The organism is Nonomuraea sp. B10E15 (assembly GCF_039871615.1).
Lineage (GTDB): Bacteria > Actinomycetota > Actinomycetes > Streptosporangiales > Streptosporangiaceae > Nonomuraea.
Map to the genome: position 1 here is coordinate 1,238,941 of NZ_JBDPMB010000001.1, position 21,501 is coordinate 1,260,441.

A 21,501-nucleotide genomic window follows, 5' to 3' on the forward strand; every position below is an offset into this window, starting at 1 on the left:
AGGAGAGTGTCCACCAGGCACCAGTTCTACATCGGGGGCGCGTGGGTCGATCCGGCCGCGCCGCGGACCTTGGGCGTCCTCGACCCCGCGACCGAGGAGACGTTCGCGGAGATCAGCCTCGGGACGGCCGAGGACGTCGACCGCGCGGTGGTGGCGGCGCGCGCGGCCTTCGCCGCGTACTCGCACGTCAGCGTGGAGCAACGGCTGGCGTACCTCGAGCGGATCATCTCCGGCTTCCGGGCTCGGCTGCCCGAGATCGCCCGGACGATGACGCGCGAGATGGGGTCGCCGATCACGTTCTCGACGGAACGCCAGGCCACGGTGGCGCTGTTCCACTTCGAGGAGGCGGCCCGCGTGCTCGTGGGCTACCGCTTCGAGGAGGAGATGGGAGCCGGGATCGTGCGGCGCGAGCCGATCGGCGTCTGCGGTCTCATCACGCCGTGGAACTGGCCGCTGAACCAGGTCGCGTCGAAGGTGGCCCCGGCCCTTGCCACGGGATGCACCGTGGTGCTCAAACCGAGCGAGATCGCGCCGCTCAGCGCCATGGTGCTCGCCGAGGTCATCCACGACGCCGGGCTGCCGCCCGGCGTGTTCAACCTCGTCAACGGTGACGGTCCCACGGTCGGTGAGGCCATCGCGGCGCACCCCGACATCGACATGGTCTCGCTCACCGGCTCGACCGGTGCCGGCATCAGGGTCTCCAAGCTCGCGGCCGACACGGTGAAGCGCGTCGCGCTCGAGCTCGGTGGCAAGTCGGCCAACATCATCCTGCCCGACGCGGACCTGGAGTCCGCGGTCGTCACCGGGGTGCACTCGTGCTTCACCAACGCCGGCCAGAACTGCCAGTCGCCCACGCGGATGCTCGTGCACCGCTTGCAGCGCGACGAGGCGTACGCCGCTGCGCGACGGGCGGTCGAGGAGGTCCGTCTCGGGGAGCCGCTCGATCCGTCGACCACGATGGGGCCCGTGGTGAGCCAGGCTCAGCTGGAGAAGATCACCGCGCTCGTGCAGTCGGGGATCGACGAGGGCGCGACGCTCGTGGTCGGCGGCCCGGGGCGCCCCGACGGGCTCGACGAGGGGTTCTACGTCCGCCCGACCGTGTTCGGCGACGTCACGCCGCAGATGCGGATCGCGCGCGAGGAGATCTTCGGCCCCGTGCTCTCGATCCTGCTCTACGAGACCGAGGACGAGGCCGTCGAGATCGCGAACGACACGCCGTTCGGTCTGGCGGGCTTCGTGCAGTCGAAGGACCCCGACCGCGCCCGCAGGGTCGCCAACCGCATCCGCGCGGGCCGCGTCTACCTCAACGGCGCTCCGTTCGACCGCAGCCTGCCGTTCGGCGGCTACAAGCAGTCCGGGAACGGACGAGAGTTCGGGCGGTTCGGCTTCGAGGAGTACCTCGAGGTGAAGGCCGTGCTCGGCTATCCCCAGTGAACGAGAGGACGACCTGGTGAACCCTGACCACAGCGAGCGGCTGGCAGTCCTCCTGGACCGCGCGGAGCTCTTCGACCTGGTGAGGCGGGAACGCTTCGCCCGCGACCAGCGACTCTTCGACGTGATGCGTGACTGCTTCCACGACGACGCCTACGTCCGGACCACGTGGTACGACGGGCGCGGCGGCGAGGCCTACGTCGAGGCGACGAAGACGTGGATGGCGCGGACCGGGAACAGCAAGCACTGGGTCTTCCCCGCCTACGCGCGGGTCGACGGCGACCGGGCGACCGTCGAGAGCCCGGCGAAGATCTTCAACCGGACCACGGTGGAGGGAGTGGGGGTCGACTTCCACGCCTACTGCCGGTTCTTCTCACGTGCCGTTCGGGACGAAGGACGGTGGAGGCTGATGAGCTTCGAGGTCCTGATGGAGCGCGACGAGCTGCGCCCCGTCCACGCGGGTGAGGTGCTCCCGGTGGACGTGGCCCAGCTGGCTGGGCTTCGGCCGTCCTACCGGTTCCTCACCTGGATCCAGTCGACCCGCGGCGTGACGGTGAGTCAGGACCTGCTCGGCGACGACCGGCCGGCCGAGCTCGACGCGTTCCACAAGGGTGAGACCGCCTGGCTCGCCGGCGGGGGATAGTCCGAAGTTCTCACTGATACGGGATCAAGGAAGCCGCAGGTAGCACCTGCGTCGAAAAGTAAGGCGGGTGAGACTTGAACCCACGAGCAACCACCGAGCAGCCACGCATTCTTGACTATGGCCATTATGGGTGTTGGGGGCGGCCATCTCGACTGGTCAGGGCCACAGTGACGCTGCGCCTGCCGATAATCACGTCCACCCAGGTCATGACTCTGCGAGGGCTTCGCGTGGCGTTCGCGAGCTCCGGTTGCCCATGAGAGGGAAGCGTGTACGGCAGGATGATCCGCTGTGCTGCTTCGCCTGGCCTACCTGACCGTCACGAACACGTTCGCCGCGCTGCGGTTGCTGCCCATGGGTGATCGGGGCAAGGACGTGGAGATACTTGCTCTGCGTCACCAGATCACCGTCCTTGAACGCCAGCTCGGCGCTGACACCAGAGTGCGGTTCGCGCCCGAGGATCGAGCCTTCCTTGCCGCGCTCCTGACGTCGCTGCCGCGCGAGGTCCTGCGCCAGCTGCGGCTCCTCATCCGTCCGGACACGGTTCTCCGCTGGCACCGCGATCTGATGCGACGTCGTCATGCCCGTACCTGCCGGCCGAAGCGGCCCGGCCGCCCACCCACCGTTCGCTCTATTCGCGCCCTCATCCTGCGCCTGGTGCGAGAGAACCCCGGCTGGGGCTATCGGCGGGTGCATGGTGAGCTCGCCACACTCGGTATCAAGGTCGCGCCGTCCACGGTGTGGGAGATCCTCAAGCAGGAAGGTCTTGATCCGGCGCCCGAGCGGGCGGCCACCACGTGGGCCGACTTCCTGCGCTCGCAAGCAAACGCCCTACTGGCCTGCGATTTCATCGAGACCATCACCCTGAACGGGCAACGCCAGTACATTCTGGCGGTGATCGGGCACGCCACGAGGCGGGTCCGTGTGCTCGGCACCACCGCACACCCGAGCGCCGGCTGGGTCATCCAAGCGATCCGGAATCTGGTGATGGATCTGGACGATGCGGGCTGTCGGGCGCGCTTTCTGCTCCGCGATCGGGATGGGAAGTTCCCTGCCCTCATGGACGAGGTGCTCGCCGAGGCCGACATCAAGATGGTGCTCACCGGTATCCGGATGCCGCGGATGAACTCGATCATGGAGTGGTGGGTGCAGTCGTGCCGTCACGAGCTTCTCTACCGCTGTCTGATCTGGAACGAACACCACCTGCGGCACGCCCTGCGCGAATATGAACACTTCTACAACCAGCACCGAGCACATCAAGCCCTGAACCAAGCAGCCCCGCTGCGCACCGTCCCCGATCCGATCACGGACCCAGAGCGAATCATCGACCTGAATGTCCGCCGACGAGACCGGCTCGGCGGCGTCCTCCATGAGTACTCACAAGCGGCGTGACCTGCATGGATGGAATTGTCGGCAGGCGCAAGGTCATCACCGACCTCGAGACCCAAGCCGCCATGCTCCCTGCCAGCCGCCGCAGCGAGATCGACGCCTGCATCCGCTACCTGACCGACCACGCCGAGTTCCTCTGCTACGAGCAGGCCCTGGAGAAGGGATGGCCGATCGCCACCGGCGTGATCGAAGGCGCATGCCGCCATCTCATCAACGATCGCCTGGACATCACCGGCGCACGCTGGGGCCTGGCCGGTGCCGAAGCCATCCTGAAACTCCGCGTCATGATCGCCAACGGTGACCTGACCGGCTACTGGCGCTACCACCTCCACCACGAGCACCAACGCATTCACCACGGCGCAACTGGACCGCCCTGACGGCGTGGCGCAGGCTGACCTGCGGGACTATTGATTACCGATGAGGTCCAGCAGCGCCATGTGGGTCTCATGGTCGGCTGCTACGACCAGCCCGCCGGTGCCGGTGTTCGGCGAGTGACCGTCAAGGCCGGTCACCACGCATCCGGCGGCTTGGCACAGCGCAATCCCGGCGGCAAAATGCACGCTGTCATGCAGTCGGCCGTCAGTGACGTAGGCGGCTCGCCGACCGGCGGCGACCCAGGCCACCGCCAACGTGGTCGAGACGACACGCGGGCGAAACCGCTCAGCGAACCCGGGGTCGGCCAGCAGAGCGGTAGCACGGAATTCAGGCGCGTTCGGGAACGGCGGGTCGAGATTCACGTCTACCAGGCCGGAATCCGGCGACGGCTTGAGCGGCTCGTCCACCCCGTTCCGGCGGACATGCGCGCGAAAGCCGTCGCTCCAGAACACCTCGCCGGAGAACGGATCGGCCGTGGCCGCCACCGTAGTTTCCGAACCCACGCGCAGGGCAACGTTCACCGCGACCAGCATGCTGCGCACGGCGTAATTCAGCGTGCCGCACAGCGGGTCGACCAGCCACATCCGCTCGGCGTTCGCCGAGCCCGTCCGCCCACTTTCCTCGCCGGTCACAGCATCGCCAGGCCGGGCGGCGTGAATTACGCCGAGAATAGCCTTCTCCGACTCTACGTCGGCCTCCGTGGCGAAGTCACCACCGTTCTTCTCCAAGCGGGCCAGCGACGCGCCGAACATGGTGCGCACCACAGCTGCCCCCGCCTGCGCCGCTGAACGGGCCATCTCAACGTCTGCGATCAGCATGGATCGCAGGATACGGCAGGCAAGACCGGCCAGAACGGCGTGATCAGCCCAGTCCCTTAAGAGGAGCCGCACCCAAGTCAGAATGCTCCGATGACCCGACTGACATCGCACAGCCTCTGGGACCGGTTTCTTCGACCCCGCCGCCCGCCGCGTGGGCTGAGACTGGTCGCCGCGGCTTCAGTGCTGGACGACTGGCCACTGTTTGGGGGAGAAGGGCAGGCGTCAGCTAACGTTACCGCCGTTGACGTCGAGTCATGGTGGTGACGGTGATGGTGGCGGAGAAAAGCGATCCGAGAGGCACGGCGGAGCCGCGGCGACGCCGTGACGCCGCGGCGACGCGGCAGGCGCTGCTGGAGGCGGCCCGCCAGCGGTTCGCCCGTGACAGCTACGAGGCGGTCAGCGTCAGGGACATCGCCGCGGACGTCGACGTCAACGTCGCCTTGGTGTACCGCTACTTCGGGTCGAAGGGGGGGTTGTTCGCCGTGGCGGCGGCGGACTCGGCGATGTTCGGGCAGTTGGACGTGCCGGCCGAGGAGCTGCCTGACCGGATGGCCGAGCTGTGCGCGTCCGGTGCGGCGGGCTCGCTCGGCCTGGACGACCTGCTCACGGTCTGGCGGCTGATTGGGGAGAGCCCTGATCAGGAGGGGCCGCCCGAGAAGGTGCGGGACTACGCCGAGAACACCGTCGTCGGGCCGTTCGCCACGGTCGCGGCCGGTGACGACCCGCGGCTGCGCGCGGAGCTGGCCGCCGCGCTTCTCGCGGGGATCAGGGTGCTGCGGTGGGCGTCCCCGCAGGGACGGCTGGCCAGCGCGCCGCCCGAGCAGGTGGTCGAGTACGTCCGCCAAGGAGTGTGGGCGCTGCTGCACGGCAGTGCCGGGGAAGGCGGTAAGTAAACACGTTTACTTACCGCCGGACTGACGCTACCGTACGAATGTAAACATGTTTACTTCGTAGGGAGCCTGCCCATGAGCACACAACGCACGCACTACGTCACCACCACCGACGGCGTCACGATCGGTGGGACCGTGCACGGCCAGGGGCAGCCACTCGTGTTCCTGCACGGGGGCATCGGCGATGGCGACCTCGACTGGGACCGGCTGCTGGGACACCTGACCGGCCGATTCACCTGCCACCTGCTGAGCATGCGCGGTCGTGGCCTCAGTGGCGATCACCCCGACCTCAGCCCGGGTCGGCAGGTCGACGACGTCCTTGCCTACATCGACAGCATCGGGGAACCGACCGGGCTGGTGGGCTGGTCCGCCGGCGCCAACCTGGCACTCGGCGCGGCAGCGCGGCCCGACGCGGTGGACACGGTGGACGCGGTGGCCCTCTTGGAACCTCCGATGCGGAGCCTGATGAACGAGCAGGAGCAAACCGTGATCAGCGACGCCATCGCCCGGATGGGCAAGCTGGCCGTTGAAGGCAACTTGACGGCCGCGGCCCGCGCGTTCGCGAGCGGCCCCTTCAACGATGAGGAGATCGCCGCGGCCGAGGACGCCGGCTATTTCGAGGCCGCGGGCCGTTACGTCCCGCGCCTGCTCAACCTCCTTCAGCAAGTGGTGGCCTACGAAGGCCCCACCGCTGAGGATCCGGGTGTGCTCGGCGCGATCTCCGCTCCAGTGCTGGTGCTGTACGGATCCGACACCATGCCCTTCTACCCCGCCAGCGCGCGGCACGCGGCCGACCACATCCCCAACGCGCGGGTGCGCGAGATCCCCGGCGCCGGGCACGCCGCCCCGCTGACCCATCCCGAGGCGCTCGCCAAGGCACTGACCGATTTCTTCGGAGCCACGCGGCGGTCCGGGTAACCGGCCGGCCCTTGCGGGGACTGTTGCCGCATGGCCGACCGGCCCGCACCCCACGAGGACGGCAAACCTACAGACGGGGCAAATGGGGGTTGCGCAGCTCAGGCCAGGCCGATCGCAGCGCCTTGGCGACTGTACGACGCTCGACCTCGTACTTGTGCGCCAGTACGCGTCCGGACAAGCCCGACTGCTACCGGTCGGCGTGGCCGGGCATGTCATCATCCGCACTGCTCGGGACCATCGTGGTCGACCGGGACTGGCGGATCCCGGCCATCCACATCGCCGAAGCGCGAGCCCACGACCCGTCCACGCCGGTTCGGATGTACTTCAGGCACCTTCTACCTGAGCCATCGTTATCTAGGGTTGGAGGACCCTTCCAGCAGGTCAGAGGACGATGATCTCTTCTTTCACGTAGGCCAAGTTGACCGAACGCAGCCCGTGCCAAGCGGCATGAGAGAAGGGGCTCTGGCTCACTCTCGATGATCTCGGTGACAGAACGTGCAGGGTGTCAGGAGTTGCGGAGGACTCGGGCCCGTAGAAGGTCGAAGTTTGCGCGGCGAACATCTGCCGCTTCAAGAATTTGATCTTGTTGACGGTCCCTTCGACGGCCCCACTGCTGTGAGCGAGTGGCAGCCCGGCCTGCACTGCGGCGTGGTCGCGTCGGAGGCTGGTGGCGAAGGTGGCCAGGTAGGGCGAGGCTCCGGCTTCGGCGGCGGCGATCCAGTCGTCGAGCAGGTGGCCGTCGCGGTTGGTCATCATCGTGGCGAAGCTGCGGACCAGCTCGGCGGTGTTGATGAGCTCGGGGCAGCGGGCCAGGATTTGTTCCAGTCTGGCCTTCTCCTCGGTGTCCAACCGGTCGGGATGGGTCATGAGCCAGCCGGTGACGCGGCGGGGTTTGGGCGGTGGACATGGCTCTTGCTGTACTTCCTGGTATCCGCGCAGTGGCTGGAGCCAGCCTTGGACGGCCCGGCGGCTGCCGGTGAATCCCTGAGCCTTGATCTCGGTATAGAGCTGGACGGCGTTGCTGCAGCCCTCGTTCCACCGGCGGGTGAGGTAGGGCTTGAACTCATCCAGCTTGCTGGAGCGAGCGAAGGTCGGGGCCAGGAGTTCGTCTGCGCTGGTGGCGTTGGCGTACTTGCGGACGGTGCGGGGAAGGCCAGGCCGAGTTCGCGGCTGATGGCGTTCAGCGACAGGCTCTTGGCCCTCAGCTCCTGGACCTGGGCGTAGCGTTCGTGTGTCCGCGCCACCATCGGCCGTTCGTTGCCGTAGGAGTCCAGGGTCTTGGGCCGCTGGACGGGTTCGGTCCCGCTGCCGATGTCGTCCTTGATCGGGGCGTCTTGGCCGGAGACTTCCTGGAGGCAGGATCGGTGCGCGCGGATCGTCTTCTCCAGTGCCGTAGCGAGGTTTTGCCACAGGTGGAAGCGATCGGCGACTTGGGTGGCGTCGGGCGCGCCCTCACGGGCGCCGTCGGCGTAGGAGCCGGCCCGATCTCGGCAGATCACCTGCACCCCGGGATGGTCCTTCAGCCACGTGGCCAGGTCATCGGCGGTCCGGCCGTCCAGCAGATCAATAGGACGGTGGGTGTCCATGTCCACCAGGACGGTGCCGTAGGAGTTTCCGCGCTTTTTGGCGAAGTCGTCGACGCCCAACACTGTGACCTGCCCTATCTCGGGATCGGGCAGCGCCCGCAGTATCCGTAGCAGCGTGGATCTGCTGACCGGCACGCCGACCAGGCCTGCCATGCGGGCACCAGCTCGCCCGGCCAGTGCTATCGCGATCGAGGTGAGAAGGGCGCGTAAGGCGTTGGTGCGACGGGCGCGCCGCTGGGTCAGCCCGCCGACCTGCTCGGCGAAGATCTCTCGATCACAAGAGGGCTCGCCGCAGAAGAAGCGGCGCACCTCCAACTCGACCTTGACCGGCCGCCCGCCCGTCGCCAGATCCCACACGGTCCGGCGATACCGGCTGTGCACTCGGGTCGAAAGCAGCCCACACTCTGGGCACGGGACCTCACTCACCACGGTGCGCGCCGCGATCAGCATGGTGTCATCGAGGGTCTCCACCTTGAGGACGTCCATCTCCCGCAAAGCGGGGCAAAACAAACGAAGGCAGCAGGTGTTCTCACCTGCCGGCGCATGCAGCACAATGAACCCCACGGCCGCTCGTTGATGATCAGGTGACGGTCCGGTGCCCCGCCCGCAAGGTAGAGCAGCCTGGCAGCGCCACCACCCATTCAGGGCCCAGCCCTCTGCCCGGGCACGTGCAATGCCCTGCTCGCCCAGGCAATCCGGGGCCGCCACCCAGACGCCTATCTAGACCGCAGCCCCGCTCAGGCCATGCGCGGCGACCAGCCGCGCACTGCCATCAGCCAGCCGATACGACAGGCCCACCACCGCCAGGCGGCCATCGGCCACCCGCTCCGCCAGGACCCGGGAGCGCTCCAGCAACAGGCCGGCGCTGTGCCGGATGTGCTCATGCAGGATCTGCTCGCCCTGATCGTGTCCGGCGGCGCGGGCCGCCAGCACGCTCGGCATCACCCGCTCAACGACGTCACGGACGAACCCGGCCGGGGTGCTGCCGCCGTCGGCGGCGGCGCAGGCCGCCGCGATGGCTCCGCACGACTCATGGCCCAAGACCACGACCAGCGGGCAGCCCAGCACACTCACCCCGAACTCGATGCTGCCCAGCACCTCGGTGCCGGCCACGTGCCCGGCCGTGCGGACCACGAACAGATCACCCAGGCCCCGGTCGAAGATGATCTCGGCGGCCAGCCGGGAATCGGAGCACCCGAACAGCACCGCGAACGGGCTCTGCGCCGGCGCGGTCTCGGCGCGGCGGGCGGCATCCTGGTTGGGGTGCTCCGGCGTGCCGGCGACGAAGCGCTGGTTACCCTCCAGCAGCATCGCCAACGCATCATCGGGCGTCAGCCTCAGGATCTCGGTCATGGCCGCAGGCTACTGGGTATCAGGCCACGGCCCACGCACCGTCCCGACGCCGGCCGTACGCGCCCACGCGCTCGGGCTCCACCAACGCGGCCCACTCGATGCCGGAAATCTGCTTCCAGTATTCTGGACACTGCTGGGTCCGGCCCAGCACCGACCATGCTCGGCCACCGACATCGTGGCAGGAGGCACGATGTCGAACCCCACCCCGTTCCCGCCGCGTCAGACCCTGCCGCTCGAGCCCTCTATGACGACGACGTCCTGCACATCACCCGTGTCCGGACGCCTGATACGTCGCTGATCCGGCTCGACGGCCAGATCGACGCCTCCAACAGCGAGGCGGTCCGCTCCACCCTGACGCAGACCCGGCATCAGCACGCCCACGTCGTCATCGACGTCGGCCGCGTCACCTTCGCCGACGTGACCGGCACTCGGTCACTGGCCGACGTCACCCGAGGCAGCCGCAGCGCCCAGCTCCGGCGCATCCCTCGCCAGGTGAAACGCGTGCCGGACCTGCTGGAACTGGCCTGCAAGCAGCGACCACCACCGCAAGCACATGTCCTCAACGTGCGGCCGGCGTCCATCAGCGCGCTCGCCCATCATTCCTCACATTGAGCGGCGCTGAACAGGTGGTCAGGACACTCTTCGGGCTGCAGCGTGGCCCCTCGTGCGAACGCGGCGTCGTATGAGGCGTCACCCAGGGCTTGCCGTGCGCGCCTGGTGATGCGGTCGACGTCGTCTCGTTCTCCCTCGGGCAGCGGCACGCCTACCGAGGCTCGCGCGGTGTGGGCGGCCCCCAGCAGCCGTGCCGCGTGGTCGGCGTGACCTGCCAGTGCCTGGGCTCCTGCCAGCCCCTCCAGGGCCAGGGCCACCGCGCGTGGATCGCCGGTGGACCGTGCGGTGGCCAGGCCGTCGAGCTGGAGCTCCCGAGCAAGGTGCGGGTCCTCCCGTAGTTCGGCGATGAAACCCATCTCCGCGAGGATCAGCGCAGGCATGCCTGGCTCGTATCCCGCCTTCCGGTGCAGTGCTAGAACGCTGCGCATGTGGGTCTCGGCGGTGTCGAGGTCGCCTTCCCGTCGGGCGCCCAGGCCGAGCCCGATTTCGGCGAACTGCTCACCGAAAGTGTCCGACTGCTCGATCGCGAGCCGTCGCGCGCGCTCGTGGAATTCCCGCGCCTGTGGGTAGTCGCGCAGGAGCAGCGCGATCCGGCCGAGCCCGGCGAGCTGGTAGGAGACCTGTGGCCACAGCTTGAGGTCTTCCGCGATCCGCAGCCCGTCGCGGAAGAGCCGCCTGGCGTGCGGATAGTCGCCGACGATCTCCGCCAGTGTCGCCAGCGGCACCATGGCCTGGAGTTGCCCCCACTGATCGCCCAGTTTCCGGAACATCGCCAGACTCTGCTCGCCGTCACGGCGCAGCATGTCGAAATCCCCGCGCAGTTTCGCGTAGAACGCTCGCGTGCTCAGTGCCGCCGCCGTACCCCAGCGGTCGCCGCTCGAGCGGAACGTCTCCAGCGCGCGATTCAGCAGGTCCTCGCTCTGCGACAGATCGCCCACGCCGTACAGATTGGAGCCGACGAACCACTGCGCTCGTGCCCGGCCCTGCGGGTCGTCGATCTCCTCGTACGGGGCCAGCGCGGCCTCGTACTCGCCGCGCGGGTCGGCGCTGCCGCGGAGCGCCAGCCGGAACCCACCCCGCCAGGCGGTGGCCCTGGCCACCGGTATGGCCGGCGGGGCGCCGAGCGACAGCGCCGAGGTCAGTGCGCGATCAGCTTCGTGGTTGCGGCCACGCAGCTGCCAGTACCAGGTCAGCGCGTTGGCCAGGCGCAGCGCGCTTTCGGCGTCGTGGGCGCGTACGGCACTGTCGAGGGCGGTGCGCAGGTTGGCGTTCTCGGTGTCCAGACTGCGCAGCCACTGCCGCTGCTCGTGGCCGCGCAGGTGCGGCTCGGCGCGCTCGGCCAGGCTCGTGTAGTAGCGCCGGTGGCGCCGCTGGAGATCCTCCAACTCCCCCGTCTCACGCAGCCGTTCCAGGCAATAGGCGGTGACCGACTCCAGCAGGCGGTAGCGCAGGCCTTCGACGTCTTCGGTCGCCACCACCAGCGAGCAGTCGACCAGCCGGACCAGCCGGTCGAGCACCGCGAAGCGGTCCAGGTCGTCGGCGGCGCAGACCTCCTCGGCCGCGGCGAGGGTGCAACCGTCGGCGTGCACGGCCAGCCGCCGCAGCACCGCACGCTCCTGCTCGCCCAGCAGTTCCCAGCTCCAGTCGATCATCGCACGCAGCGTCCGTTGCCGTGCCGGGGCGGTGCGTGTCCCGGCGGCAAGCAGGTGCAGGCGGTCGTCGAGCCGCGCGGCCAGCTCTTTGACGCCCAGCGCCCGTACGCGTGTGGCAGCCATCTCCAGCGCGAGGGGAACGCCGTCCAGCCGCCGGCAGATCGAGGCGACCGCCGCGGCGTTGGACTCGTCGAGGACGAAGTTGGGCGCGGCCGCCGTCGCCCGCGTCACGAACAGTTCCACGGCGCTGAACCGCAGGAGCGCCTCGGGGGACAGGCCGGTCGGCGGCTCGGGACTCAGCAGTGGCAGAACCTCGCGCAGATGCTCGCCGGTGACGCCGAGCCGGGTCTGGCTGGTGGCCAGGATCCGCAGGCCCGGGTTCATTGTGAGCAGCTCTTCCGCCAGCTCGGTGACCGGCTCGACCACGTGCTCGCAGTTGTCGAAGACCAGCAGCGTCGGCTGGCCGCCGATTGCCTGCGCCATCCGGTCGGTCAACGGCCGCGGACGGGAGGCGAAGTGGTCGCGTACGCCGAGGACCGCAGCGACCGCCTCCTGCACCTGCGTCGCGGCCGAGACAGCGGGTCGGCCTGGAACGCCCGATCCGGGGACGGTGTCCAGCGCGGCGAACTCGACCAGCCACACCCCGCCCGGGAACCGTGCGCCCACCCGCGCGGCGGCCGCCAGCGCGAGCTGAGTCTTGCCGACCCCGCCCGAGCCAGTCAGCGTCACCAGCCGGCGCGTGCCGAGCAACTCCAGCAGCTCGTCAATGGCCTCACTCCGGCCGATCAGCTCGGTCAGCGTGACGGGGATGTTCGTCGCCAGACGGGCCGCGCTGGTGACAGGCGGGAGAGCGGCGTTCAGCCCGGGATCCTGGGTGAGGATCGCCTGGTGCAGCGCCGCCAGTTCAGGGCTGGGATCCAGGCCGAGCTCGTCGGCCAGACGCTCGCGCAGCTCCGCGTAGCTGCGCAACGCGGCGCTCTGCCGCCCTGCGAGATACAGCGCCCGCACGTGGGCGGCGCGCAGCCGCTCCCGCAGCGGGTGTGACGCAACCAGGTCGCCCAGCTCGTCGGCGACCAGCGCGTGCTCGCCCAGCTCCAGACGGGTCTCGGCCTGCTCTTCCAGAGCGCTGAGCCACTGCTCCTCCAGCCGCTGCCTGGCAGCGCGGACGAACTCCTCGTCGGCGAAATCGGCGAACGCCGGGCCTCGCCACATCGCCAGCGCGTCCGCCAGCAGGCCGGCGCGCACGTGCAGGTCGGCGATCGTACGCGCGCGGGCCACCAGGGCCTGAAACCGGCCCGCATCCACAGCGTCGGGGCCGGCCAGCAACTGGTAGCCCTGCCCTCGCCAGGCGACGAGAGCACGGCCGTCCGGCTCCGAGCTCTCCAGCGCCCGCCGCAGCTGCCACACCTTGTTCTGCAGCGCGCCGGTCGGATTGGCGGGTAATGCGCCGCGCCAGAGCTCGTCGATGAGCCGATCGGCGGAGACGGGGCGTCCCTGGTGCGCCAGCAGGCACGCCAGGAGAGCACGAACCTTGAGCTCCGGAACCCGCACCGGATCGCCCCAGGCCGTCCACACCTCCAACGGACCGAGCACCCCGAAACGCATGCGCTCACGCTACCGGCCAGGTGGACCAAGAGCGCACCAAGAGTGGCCCGGGAGCGGCCATGTGCATGGTGATCGCTGTATACGAGCGCATCGCGAAGGAGAGTTGAGATGTCCGATGTCACCCCGAAGGCAGGGGCCAGGGAATGGACCGGGCTCGCCGTGCTGGCCCTGCCCACCCTGCTTTTGTCGCTGGACCAGAGTGTCCTGTTCCTGGCACTCCCCTCGCTGGCGGAGGCGCTGCGGCCCACCGGGAACCAGATGTTGTGGATCATGGATATCTACGGTTTCCTCATGGCCGGCTTTCTCGTCACCATGGGTACTCTCGGTGATCGGATCGGCCGCCGCAGACTGTTGCTGATCGGTGCCGCTGCCGTTTTGGTCACTTCCCTGCTGGCCGCCTACTCCGGCAGCGCCGAGATGCTGATCGTCAGCCGTGCGCTGCTCGGGGTCGCCGCGGCGACGATCATGCCGTCCACGCTTGCCCTGATCGGCAACATGTTCCACGATCCAGCCCAGCGCGGCCGGGCCTTCGCGCTGTGGGCGAGCTGTTTCCTGGTCGGCACCGCGCTCGGCCCGGTCGTCGGCGGCCTGCTCCTCGAGCACTTCTGGTGGGGTTCGGCCTTCCTGCTCGGTGTCCCGGTCATGCTGATCCTGCTCGTCGCCGGACCGATGCTCCTGCCCGAGTACAAGGCCCCCGTCGGCGGCAAGCTCGACCTGATCAGCGTCGTCCTCTCGCTCGCGGGGATCCTGCCCGTCATCTACGGCATCAAGGAGATCGCCAAATATGGCTTCGACGTCATGCCGGTCGCAGTCGCCCTGGCCGGTCTGATCATGGGCGCGCTGTTCGTGTTGCGGCAGGGCAGGCTCGAGCATCCGGTGGTGGACGTCACGCTGTTCCGCAACGGTGCCTTTACCGCCTCGCTGCTGATCCAGGTGATCTTGATGGTCGCCGTCGCCGGCAGCTACCTGTTCATCACCGGTTTTCTGCAGATGGTGCAGGGGCTCTCCCCGATGCACGCAGGCCTGTGGATGGTGCCCTCCGCGATCGCCTCCATCGTCTCCGCGCAGCTCGCCCCCGGCCTCGCCAAGCGGTTCTCCACGGCGGCTGTCATCGCGGTGGGTCTGGTTGTCGCGGCGGCCGGCTACGTCATGATCGCCTTCGTCGACCCGGTCGGCGGGTTGCCACTGTTGGTCATCGGCTTCGTGATCGCGTTCTTCGGCACTGGCCCGATTGGCGCGCTCGGCACCAACCTGATCGTCAGCGCGGCGCCGCCGGAGAAGAGCGGCTCTGCCGCCTCGCTCTCGGAGACCGCCAGCCATCTCGGCGTAGCCGTGGGCATCGCCACTCTCGGCAGCCTGGGCTCGATCGTCTACCGCAGCTCTGTGACCGTTCCGGACGGTGTGCCGGCGGCCGACGCCGAGACCGTGCGCAATAGCCTCGAAGGGGCGCTCGGGGCCGCCCAGGACCTCACCGGCTCGGTGGCCGGGCAACTCCTTGCCGGCGCGCGGGAGGCGTACACCAGCGGGCTGAACGTGGTCGCCGTTGTCTGCGCCGCCTTCGCCGCCGCCACCGCGCTCATCGCCCTGACCGCGCTGCGCAGGGCGGTCACCGACAGCAGCGGGCAGCCCTCTCGGGGAGACAAGCCGCTCCAGCCCGCCGAGAGCCCTTGAGCAGGCAAACGACCAGCACCGAGAAACGTATTCGCTCGGCAAGGAAAGGAACATCATGACAACAACGACAACCGACGGCCCAACTGCCGCGGCCGGTCAGGTCACCGTGCTCGGTCTCGGTGACATGGGCTCGGCGATCGCCAGGACGTTGGTCGACCGTGGATATCGCACGACGGTCTGGAACCGGACCGCGAGCAAGAGTGCGCCGCTCGCTGACGCCGGTGCCACAGCGGCCGCGACGACCGTGGAAGCGGTGGCGGCGAGCCCGCTCGTTGTGGTCTGTCTGCTCGACAGCACAGCGGTTGACGAAGTGCTGGGTTCCGTCGATGCCGCGGTCGCAGGCAAGGTGCTGGTGAACCTCACCAGTTGCTCCCCCGGTCAGGCGCGGGCGAACGAGCGCTGGGCACGTGAGCGCGGCGCCGAGTACCTCGACGGCAAGATCATGGGAGACCCTCCGTATGTGGGCACGCCGAACATCATGTTCCCGTTCAGCGGTTCCCGCAGTGCGTTCGAAGCCCACGAGTCGACGCTGCAGGTGCTGGGCAGCATCGCGTACCACGGCGAAGACGCCGGCTTGGCCGCCGTGGAATTCATGGCCCAGGTCGCGGTGGCCTACGAGCTGCTTATCGGCTTTCTGCACGCGCTCAGGCTGGTGCAGGCCGAAGGGGTCGACGTGGCGGAGTTCGCCGAGCGCATCGCCGGCTCGGTGGTCGCTTACCCGCCGTTGTTGCTCTCGATGGGCAAGGCGGTCAAGAGTGGCGAATACCCGCCAGATCTTGGTTCGCTCAATGTCCAGGCCGCAGTGATGGACGACATGATCAGCCATCGGGATTCCCTCGGCGTGGAAGCCGTGCGGATGCGGCAGGTCAAGGAACTGATGGATAACCGAATCGCCGGCGGCCACGGCGAACAGGGCTTTTCGAGTTTGTTTGAGTTGCTCGCGAAGCGACGCTGAGGATTTCTCCCGGGCGGCGTCAAGTGGTTCGAGTTGGGGCGTCCCGAGGCTGCCCTGCCCCGAGAGGGCAGGGCCGGGGTTCACCGCCGCATCGGCGATCCTGGCCCCGTTGTGTGCGTGGAGAACCCTGCGCCTGCCGATAATGTCATCCGGCCGGGTCATGGCCTTGCTGGAGATTACCTGATGCATGTGATCCCCAGCCGCTCGGAGTGCGGCATGATGATCGCCTGTGCTCTTTCGTCTGGCCTATCTCGCTGTCACCAACATCTTCGCCGCACTGCGGCTGCTGCCGATGGGCGATCGGAACAAGGACGTCGAGATCCTCGCTCTCCGCCACCAGATCACCGTTCTTGAACGGCAGCTCGGCGCCGGCATCAGGGTGAGATTCGACCCCGAGGACCGTGCCTTCCTCGCCGCCCTGCTGACCTCCCTACCCCGCGAGGTGCTGCACCAGCTGCGGCTCATCGTCCGCCCGGACACTGTCCTGCGTTGGCACCGCGATCTCGTCAGGCGACGGCACGCCCGTATCAGTAAGCCCAAGCGACCGGGGCGCCCGCCCACGGGCCGCTCCATCCGTGCTCTCATCCTGTGCCTGGTCCGGGAGAACCCGTCCTGGGGATATCGGCGGGTGCACGGTGAGCTGACCACGCTCGGTATCACGGTCGCGCCCTCCACTGTGTGGGAGATCCTCAAGCAGGAAGGCGTTGATCCTGCTCCTGAGCGGGCGTCGGCCACCTGGGGCGACTTCCTGCGTTCCCAGGCCGATGCGCTGCTGGCCTGCGACTTCATCGAGACCGTCACCCTCACCGGGCAGCGCCAGTACATCCTGGCCGTCATCGAGCACGCCAGCAGGCGCGTCCGCGTGCTGGGCACCACCGCCCGCCCGACTGCGGTCTGGGTCGTCCAGGCGATGAAGAACCTCGTGATGGACCTGGAAGAGGCCGGCTGCCGGGCCCGCTACCTGATCCGCGACCGAGACGGGAAGTTCCCCGCGCTCATGGACGAGATTCTCGCCGAGGCCGGCATCCGGACCGTGCTCACTGGGATCCGGGTGCCGCGGATGAACGCGGTCATGGAGCGGTGGGTGCAGTCGTGCCGCCGCGAGCTGCTCGACCGCTGCCTGCTGTGGAACGAGCACCACCTGCGTCACGCCCTGCGTGAGTACGAGCGGTTCTATAACGAGCACCGCGCTCACCAAGCCCTGGATCAGGCAGCCCCGCTGCGCACCGGCCCAGACCCGATCATGGATCCGACGCGAATCACCGAGCTGAGCGTACGCAGACGGGACCGACTTGGCGGGGTCCTCCACGAGTACTCACACGCCGCTTGAACTGCATGGATGTAATTTTCGGCAGGCACAGTGTCCCTAAGCCTAGACACCCTCCGCGGTTAGGCGCTGAAGGGCGACTGTTATCCATGATCGTGGGGGCGCATTGGGGAGAGCCACCCGCAATCGATCGGCGAAAGCCGTAGACAGTCGGACATGAAGAACCCCCACCCCGGGCGCAACAGCGCAGGTCAAGCGGGGGTTCGGGCTGGTCGACAAGAGTAGGGCGGGTGGGACTTGAACCCACGACCCACGGATTATGAGTCCGATGCTCTGACCGGCTGAGCTACCGCCCCTGGATTCAGTTGTGTGACGTGCGGTGGGCGCCGAGAGGATCATGCCGCCGCCTCGCGCATGCTAAGGCTAGAGCATGGGAACCGCTTGTGGTGCCCGGCCGGACGGGAGACATCCCCGCACACATCATTCCACGCCCGGACGTGTCGGTGGAGCCTGAGGCGATCATATTCGGGTCCCGGCCGGGCCCTCCAGCACCGCGACCGCGGGCCGGGCGGGCTTTCCCAGCAGGTACGCAGGTAAGCCCGGTACGGTCTGGGCGTGGTTGTCAGACTGATCTACGAGACCCACTCCACCACCGTGGACAACGAGACGGGCATCGCCACCGGATGGTTGCCGGGTGAGCTGTCGGCGCTCGGGCGTGCTCAGGCGGTGGAGCTGGGGGCGCGGCGGCGGAAGGTCGACGTCGTCTACTCGTCTGACCTGCGGCGGTCCGTGCAGACGGCGGAGATCGCCTTCGGGGACGGCAAGGAGCTCAGGCTCGACCGGAGGCTCAGGGAATGCGACTACGGGATCTACAACGGGCGGCCGGTGAACGAGGTGGCGGCGTTGCGGAGCAGGCACATCGACACCCCGTGGCCCGGCGGGCAGAGCTACCGGCAGGTGGTCGCCGAGACGGCGGCGTTCCTGCGGGACGTGATGGCGGAGTGGCAGGGGCGGACGGTGCTGGTGGTGGCGCACACCGCGAATCTCTGGGCGTTGCGGAACCTGCTGCACGGCACGTCGCTGGAGGATCTGGTCGGCTCTTTCGAGTGGCGGCCGGGGTGGGAGTTCGAGCTGGCCTAGAACGTTCGCGCCCGAGCGCCGGGGAGAGGGGGAGGGCCGGCGAGTGTCGGGTGCTGCTCGGCACTCGCCGGCCCTCGGGTCTCAGGTGTCGGTGTCCGGCGCTCGCCGGCCCGCGGCCTCGGGGGTGGTGCTCACGGCCGGTTCAGGCCCAGCGTGTACGCGCCGGACCCGCTGTAGGCGTGCACGCGGTACCGGTAGTAGCCCGCGGTCCCGTTGTAGGTGACGGTCTCGTCGGCGTTCGGGCTGTCGCCGCTGGCCACCACGGTCCAGGAGAAGCCGTTCCACTTCTGCAGGTACACGTCGAAGTCCGTGCCGTCGGGCGCGTCCAGGCAGGCGGCGTGGGTGCCGGAGGTCGTGGCCTGGTAGTAGGAGCCGTTCGGCTGGTACGCGCTCTGGTTCCCGCTCAGCGATCCCGTGTAGGTGTCCTCGTAGCTCTGGCAGCCCTCCGGCGGGTCCGGGTCGCCGCCGGACGTGATCAGGGTGAGGCCGCCCACGGAGAGAAGTTCGCCGAGGGGCTGGAAGTACGTGGTGCCGCCGAAGCTGCAGTTCCCGGAGCCGCCTGAGGTCATGCCCTGGGCCTGGTCGCCGGAGATGAACGAGCCGCCCGAGTCGCCGCCTTCGGCGCACACGTTCGTCCGGGTCAGTCCGGACACGGTGCCCTCCGGGTAGTTGACGGTGGCGTTCAGCGCGGTGACGGTGCCGCAGTGCCACTGGGTGGTGGAGCCGGAGCGGCACACGGAGCCTTGGGGCTGGGTGACGGTCGAGCCGCGTACGGGGAGGGTGCCGGCACTGTAGCCGTTGACCACGCCGGGCGCGGTCCAGTTGGAGTTCGTCGCCACCCAGGCGTAGTCGTTGCCCGGGAACGACGAGATCTGGAAGGTTCCCTGCGCGACCCGGTTGTACCCGGTGGTGGTGACGCCGGTGCCGCCGCAGTGGCCGGCCGTGGTGAAGCCGAGCTGGCTGCCGCGCCTGGCCGCGAAGCCGATCGAGCACCGGTAGCCTTCCGAGGTGTAGTACGCGTCGCCGCCGCGGATGTCGTAGAACGGGCGCGGGCGTTCGGTGGACCGTTCGAACTTCACGGTTTCCGCGTCCACGCCGCTGGAGGCGATCCACGATCGCGCCGCCGCTTCGTCGCTGGTCTGGACGACGACCGCGTTGTCCTGGGGCGAGACGGCCCAGCTGTGCACGGTGGCGGGCGGTGCGGCCTTGTCGAGGCTCTCCTTGGCCTGGGTGAGCTGGGCGAACGTACGGGTGACGATGCGTGCTCGCGCTCCCGCGCGGGTGATTTCGGCGGTGTCGGAGGGGTCGACGCTGGCGACGACGAGGGCGCTTTCGGCCCCTTCGTACCAGATGCCGGCGTAGTCGTCGCCGAGCCTCTTGCGCAGGGTGGGCGTCGCGGCATTGCCGCGGGACTCGTTGGCGAGGCGGTTGATCGCCTGTTCCTTGGTGATGCCGAGGTCACGCTGGATGGCGTCGACCACGCCGGAGGGGGGTTTCGCCGCTGCCGCTGGGGTCGCGGTCACGACCAAGGCGCCGATCGCGACGGCGATCAGCGCGGGGGCTCGGAGCATGGGGATCTCCTTGCTGCTGGGGGTGCCGTAAAGGTAACGGCGAACTCAGAAGCGGAGGAGTACTAGCTTGCCCCTATCGCGGCGTTATGGAGCTGTTCCATATCCCGGGTTACGTACGAGCCAGTCGTTGTAGACCGGGCTCTTGCGCACGGCGTCCATGTGGGCCTGTTTCGCCTGCGCCGCCACCCAGGCGGCGTCGGGGGCGGTGGGGTGGCGGCCGAGGAGTTGCCGCCAGCGCAGCGGCGCGCCGGCCAGCGGCACCATGACCAGGCCCTGGGCGGGCTGGTGGGTGGCCTGGCACAACACCGCGGCGCGGCCGACCTGCGCGAGGTGCGTGCACGTCGGCACGTCCGTCTCGTAGATCGTGCCGGGCGTGAAACCGGCCCTGGCGCAGGCCATCGCGAAGCAGTCGGCGAAGCAGCCGTCTCCCGGCGTGACCGCCCACTGCTCCTCGGCGAGCTCGGCCAGCTCGATCTCTTTCTCCTTGGCGGCGGGATGGTTCTCGGCCACCAGGCAGAAGACGGGGTCGACGCTGATCGTCTCCCACAGCAGCGAGCCGGTGGGGGTGCCGGAGTCGCCGCAGGCGCCGGTCAGCACGTAGTCGAGGCGGCCGAGCTCGGCCATGCTGTTCAGCTCGTGCGCCGACCAGGAGGTGAACGTGCTGATCGTGCGCTCCGCGGCGAGGCGGTCGACCAGGCCGCCGAGTATGGGGCCGTTGGTGGAGCCGATGCGGAAGCCGGGGGAGGGAGCCTGGGCGAAACGCAGCGCTTCGTCCTGGAGTTCCTTGGCTGCGGGTAGCAGCACGCGTGCCCTGGCGAGCACCAGCTCGCCGAGCCGGGTGGGCCGGGCGCCGCGGCGGTCGCGCTCGAACAGGGCGCCGCCGAGCACCCTCTCGATGCGCTTGAGCTGGGCGGTGAGGGCCGGTTGTGCCAGCCCGAGCAGGGACGCGGCCTTGCTCACACTTCCCGCGTCCGCGACCGCGCGGACGATCCTGAGGTGCCTGAGCTCGAGGTCCATAACGGGAAGGTAAGGCGGCGATGTCTTACAAACAATGCCTAAATGTCAGGAAATGTGACAGATATTGTTGCTGGTCTTCCGGGGTAGAGGGAGCCCATGACGACGATGGGAATAGACGCGGGCGAGCTCAGCGACGACGATCTGCTTCGTGAGCTGCGGCAACTGCACGCCACCCGGAGTGAGACGTTCTTCCACGGGTCGGACGACGCTCTCGCGACGCACACGTCGCGTACCGACGAGCTGGAGACCGAATACCTCCGCCGTTACCCCGAGCGCGAGATCGATCCGATGCGGCTGAGGGAGGGAGCGAGGCAGCGATCATGACAGAAGGCCACGATGTCCAGTCCCTGTCGGACGTGGACATCCACGTGTACGAGGCCGTGGCCGCCGAGGCGGTGGAGCACGGCGGCGCGGGGCTCGCCAGGCTGGTACGGACGGCCGGCCTGGACGAGGACGCCGTGCGGGGGAGCCTGACCAGGCTCATCGAGCACGGTTACGTGGTGCCCAAGGGCGAAGGGTACGCGCTGGGCCCGCACACCTTCGAGGTCGAATACTGACGGGGCCCCGCGCGCACCGGCGGCCAGGGACACATCTGGCCGCGCCGCCACCCG

At 68.7% G+C, this 21,501-nt stretch carries 19 protein-coding genes, 1 tRNA gene and 1 pseudogene; 13 read left to right on the forward strand and 8 right to left on the reverse strand.

Going from position 1 to position 21,501, the window contains the following annotated elements:
• Nucleotides 1-6: 6 nt before the first annotated feature.
• The 4 genes and pseudogenes from ABGB14_RS05635 to ABGB14_RS05650 all read left to right on the forward strand — a co-directional run.
• Entirely contained in the window at nucleotides 7-1,434 is a 1,428-nt protein-coding gene (locus ABGB14_RS05635; protein ID WP_347642456.1) for an aldehyde dehydrogenase family protein, read from the forward strand.
• 16 nt (nucleotides 1,435-1,450) lie between these two features.
• Complete coding sequence (locus ABGB14_RS05640) at nucleotides 1,451-2,074, forward strand: nuclear transport factor 2 family protein (RefSeq protein ID WP_347642457.1); 624 nt, start codon at nucleotides 1,451-1,453, stop codon at nucleotides 2,072-2,074.
• Nucleotides 2,075-2,362: 288 nt separating this feature from the next.
• A complete protein-coding gene (locus ABGB14_RS05645) occupies nucleotides 2,363-3,463 on the forward strand; it encodes an integrase core domain-containing protein (protein WP_347642458.1) in 1,101 nt (366 codons plus the stop codon).
• 89 nt (nucleotides 3,464-3,552) lie between these two features.
• Nucleotides 3,553-3,837, forward strand: a pseudogene (locus ABGB14_RS05650) (ISKra4 family transposase); the annotation flags it as partial.
• A 27-nt stretch (nucleotides 3,838-3,864) separates the two neighbouring features.
• On the opposite strand, the gene ABGB14_RS05655 reads toward ABGB14_RS05650, so the two are convergent.
• Nucleotides 3,865-4,653: an inositol monophosphatase family protein gene (locus ABGB14_RS05655; protein WP_347642459.1), complete on the reverse strand. Its 789-nt coding sequence runs from the start codon at nucleotides 4,651-4,653 to the stop codon at nucleotides 3,865-3,867.
• A 254-nt stretch (nucleotides 4,654-4,907) separates the two neighbouring features.
• Here ABGB14_RS05655 and ABGB14_RS05660 point away from each other — a divergent pair, with 254 nt between their 5' ends.
• Both ABGB14_RS05660 and ABGB14_RS05665 read left to right on the forward strand, forming a co-directional pair.
• A complete protein-coding gene (locus ABGB14_RS05660; RefSeq protein ID WP_347642460.1) occupies nucleotides 4,908-5,546 on the forward strand; it encodes a helix-turn-helix domain-containing protein in 639 nt (212 codons plus the stop codon).
• A 72-nt stretch (nucleotides 5,547-5,618) separates the two neighbouring features.
• Nucleotides 5,619-6,461, forward strand: coding sequence for an alpha/beta hydrolase (locus tag ABGB14_RS05665; RefSeq protein ID WP_347642461.1), 843 nt, complete (start codon nucleotides 5,619-5,621; stop codon nucleotides 6,459-6,461).
• A 381-nt stretch (nucleotides 6,462-6,842) separates the two neighbouring features.
• Here the strand turns inward: ABGB14_RS05665 and ABGB14_RS05670 are convergent, their stop codons facing one another.
• The 3 genes from ABGB14_RS05670 to ABGB14_RS05680 all read right to left on the reverse strand — a co-directional run bounded on the left by ABGB14_RS05670 (nucleotide 6,843) and on the right by ABGB14_RS05680 (nucleotide 9,400).
• Nucleotides 6,843-7,328, reverse strand: coding sequence for a transposase (locus tag ABGB14_RS05670; RefSeq protein ID WP_347642462.1), 486 nt, complete (start codon nucleotides 7,326-7,328; stop codon nucleotides 6,843-6,845).
• Nucleotides 7,325-8,611 carry an ISL3 family transposase gene (locus tag ABGB14_RS05675; RefSeq protein WP_347642463.1) on the reverse strand — a complete coding sequence of 429 codons (1,287 nt, stop codon included), beginning with the start codon at nucleotides 8,609-8,611 and terminating at the stop codon, nucleotides 7,325-7,327. Before ABGB14_RS05675 ends, ABGB14_RS05670 begins: the two co-directional genes overlap by 4 nt.
• A gap of 156 nt (nucleotides 8,612-8,767) precedes the next feature.
• Entirely contained in the window at nucleotides 8,768-9,400 is a 633-nt protein-coding gene (locus ABGB14_RS05680; protein WP_347642464.1) for a carbonic anhydrase, read from the reverse strand.
• Between the two features lie 156 nt (nucleotides 9,401-9,556).
• Here ABGB14_RS05680 and ABGB14_RS05685 point away from each other — a divergent pair, with 156 nt between their 5' ends.
• The gene (locus tag ABGB14_RS05685; RefSeq protein WP_347642465.1) at nucleotides 9,557-10,012 is read left to right on the forward strand and encodes an STAS domain-containing protein; all 456 of its coding nucleotides are present in this window, start codon (nucleotides 9,557-9,559) and stop codon (nucleotides 10,010-10,012) included.
• Here the strand turns inward: ABGB14_RS05685 and ABGB14_RS05690 are convergent.
• Entirely contained in the window at nucleotides 9,997-13,269 is a 3,273-nt protein-coding gene (locus ABGB14_RS05690; RefSeq protein ID WP_347642466.1) for a BTAD domain-containing putative transcriptional regulator, read from the reverse strand. The two genes, ABGB14_RS05685 and ABGB14_RS05690, sit on opposite strands and share 16 nt — an antisense overlap.
• 159 nt (nucleotides 13,270-13,428) lie before the next feature.
• Here ABGB14_RS05690 and ABGB14_RS05695 point away from each other — a divergent pair, with 159 nt between their 5' ends.
• From ABGB14_RS05695 to ABGB14_RS05705, 3 genes are all read left to right on the forward strand, one after another.
• Entirely contained in the window at nucleotides 13,429-14,940 is a 1,512-nt protein-coding gene (locus tag ABGB14_RS05695; protein ID WP_347642467.1) for an MFS transporter, read from the forward strand.
• Between the two features lie 55 nt (nucleotides 14,941-14,995).
• Nucleotides 14,996-15,895, forward strand: a complete 900-nt coding sequence (locus ABGB14_RS05700) for an NAD(P)-binding domain-containing protein (RefSeq protein ID WP_347642468.1) — start codon at nucleotides 14,996-14,998, stop codon at nucleotides 15,893-15,895.
• Nucleotides 15,896-16,124: 229 nt separating this feature from the next.
• Nucleotides 16,125-17,225, forward strand: a complete 1,101-nt coding sequence (locus ABGB14_RS05705; RefSeq protein WP_347642469.1) for an integrase core domain-containing protein — start codon at nucleotides 16,125-16,127, stop codon at nucleotides 17,223-17,225.
• A 219-nt stretch (nucleotides 17,226-17,444) separates the two neighbouring features.
• On the opposite strand, the gene ABGB14_RS05710 is transcribed toward ABGB14_RS05705, so the two are convergent.
• Nucleotides 17,445-17,518: transfer RNA gene (locus ABGB14_RS05710), tRNA-Ile, on the reverse strand.
• 259 nt (nucleotides 17,519-17,777) lie between these two features.
• On the opposite strand from ABGB14_RS05710, the gene ABGB14_RS05715 reads away from it, so the two are divergent.
• Complete coding sequence (locus ABGB14_RS05715; RefSeq protein ID WP_347642470.1) at nucleotides 17,778-18,302, forward strand: histidine phosphatase family protein; 525 nt, start codon at nucleotides 17,778-17,780, stop codon at nucleotides 18,300-18,302.
• Between the two features lie 131 nt (nucleotides 18,303-18,433).
• Here the strand turns inward: ABGB14_RS05715 and ABGB14_RS05720 are convergent, their stop codons facing one another.
• A complete protein-coding gene (locus ABGB14_RS05720; protein ID WP_347642471.1) occupies nucleotides 18,434-19,873 on the reverse strand; it encodes a S1 family peptidase in 1,440 nt (479 codons plus the stop codon).
• An 84-nt stretch (nucleotides 19,874-19,957) separates the two neighbouring features.
• On the reverse strand, nucleotides 19,958-20,890 hold the full coding sequence (locus ABGB14_RS05725) for a LysR family transcriptional regulator (RefSeq protein ID WP_347642472.1): 933 nt from the start codon (nucleotides 20,888-20,890) through the stop codon (nucleotides 19,958-19,960).
• 96 nt (nucleotides 20,891-20,986) lie between these two features.
• Between ABGB14_RS05725 and ABGB14_RS05730 the strand changes: the two genes are divergently transcribed.
• The gene (locus tag ABGB14_RS05730) at nucleotides 20,987-21,214 is read left to right on the forward strand and encodes a DUF6158 family protein (RefSeq protein ID WP_347642473.1); all 228 of its coding nucleotides are present in this window, start codon (nucleotides 20,987-20,989) and stop codon (nucleotides 21,212-21,214) included.
• Complete coding sequence (locus ABGB14_RS05735) at nucleotides 21,211-21,447, forward strand: hypothetical protein (RefSeq protein ID WP_347642474.1); 237 nt, start codon at nucleotides 21,211-21,213, stop codon at nucleotides 21,445-21,447. Before ABGB14_RS05730 ends, ABGB14_RS05735 begins: the two co-directional genes overlap by 4 nt.
• Nucleotides 21,448-21,501 lie beyond the last annotated feature (54 nt).

What these genes read in the sequence shown, in the direction of transcription:
- ABGB14_RS05655 (WP_347642459.1), bottom strand. Translation starts at nt 4,653, where the DNA reads ATGCTGATCGCAGACGTTGAGATGGCCCGTTCAGCGGCGCAGGCGGGG.
- ABGB14_RS05660 (WP_347642460.1), top strand. Translation starts at nt 4,908, where the DNA reads ATGGTGGTGACGGTGATGGTGGCGGAGAAAAGCGATCCGAGAGGCACG.
- ABGB14_RS05665 (WP_347642461.1), top strand. Translation starts at nt 5,619, where the DNA reads ATGAGCACACAACGCACGCACTACGTCACCACCACCGACGGCGTCACG.
- ABGB14_RS05670 (WP_347642462.1), bottom strand. Translation starts at nt 7,328, where the DNA reads ATGACCCATCCCGACCGGTTGGACACCGAGGAGAAGGCCAGACTGGAA.
- ABGB14_RS05680 (WP_347642464.1), bottom strand. Translation starts at nt 9,400, where the DNA reads ATGACCGAGATCCTGAGGCTGACGCCCGATGATGCGTTGGCGATGCTG.
- ABGB14_RS05685 (WP_347642465.1), top strand. Translation starts at nt 9,557, where the DNA reads ATGCTCGGCCACCGACATCGTGGCAGGAGGCACGATGTCGAACCCCAC.
- ABGB14_RS05690 (WP_347642466.1), bottom strand. Translation starts at nt 13,269, where the DNA reads ATGCGTTTCGGGGTGCTCGGTCCGTTGGAGGTGTGGACGGCCTGGGGC.
- ABGB14_RS05700 (WP_347642468.1), top strand. Translation starts at nt 14,996, where the DNA reads ATGACAACAACGACAACCGACGGCCCAACTGCCGCGGCCGGTCAGGTC.
- ABGB14_RS05720 (WP_347642471.1), bottom strand. Translation starts at nt 19,873, where the DNA reads ATGCTCCGAGCCCCCGCGCTGATCGCCGTCGCGATCGGCGCCTTGGTC.
- ABGB14_RS05725 (WP_347642472.1), bottom strand. Translation starts at nt 20,890, where the DNA reads ATGGACCTCGAGCTCAGGCACCTCAGGATCGTCCGCGCGGTCGCGGAC.
- ABGB14_RS05730 (WP_347642473.1), top strand. Translation starts at nt 20,987, where the DNA reads ATGACGACGATGGGAATAGACGCGGGCGAGCTCAGCGACGACGATCTG.
- ABGB14_RS05735 (WP_347642474.1), top strand. Translation starts at nt 21,211, where the DNA reads ATGACAGAAGGCCACGATGTCCAGTCCCTGTCGGACGTGGACATCCAC.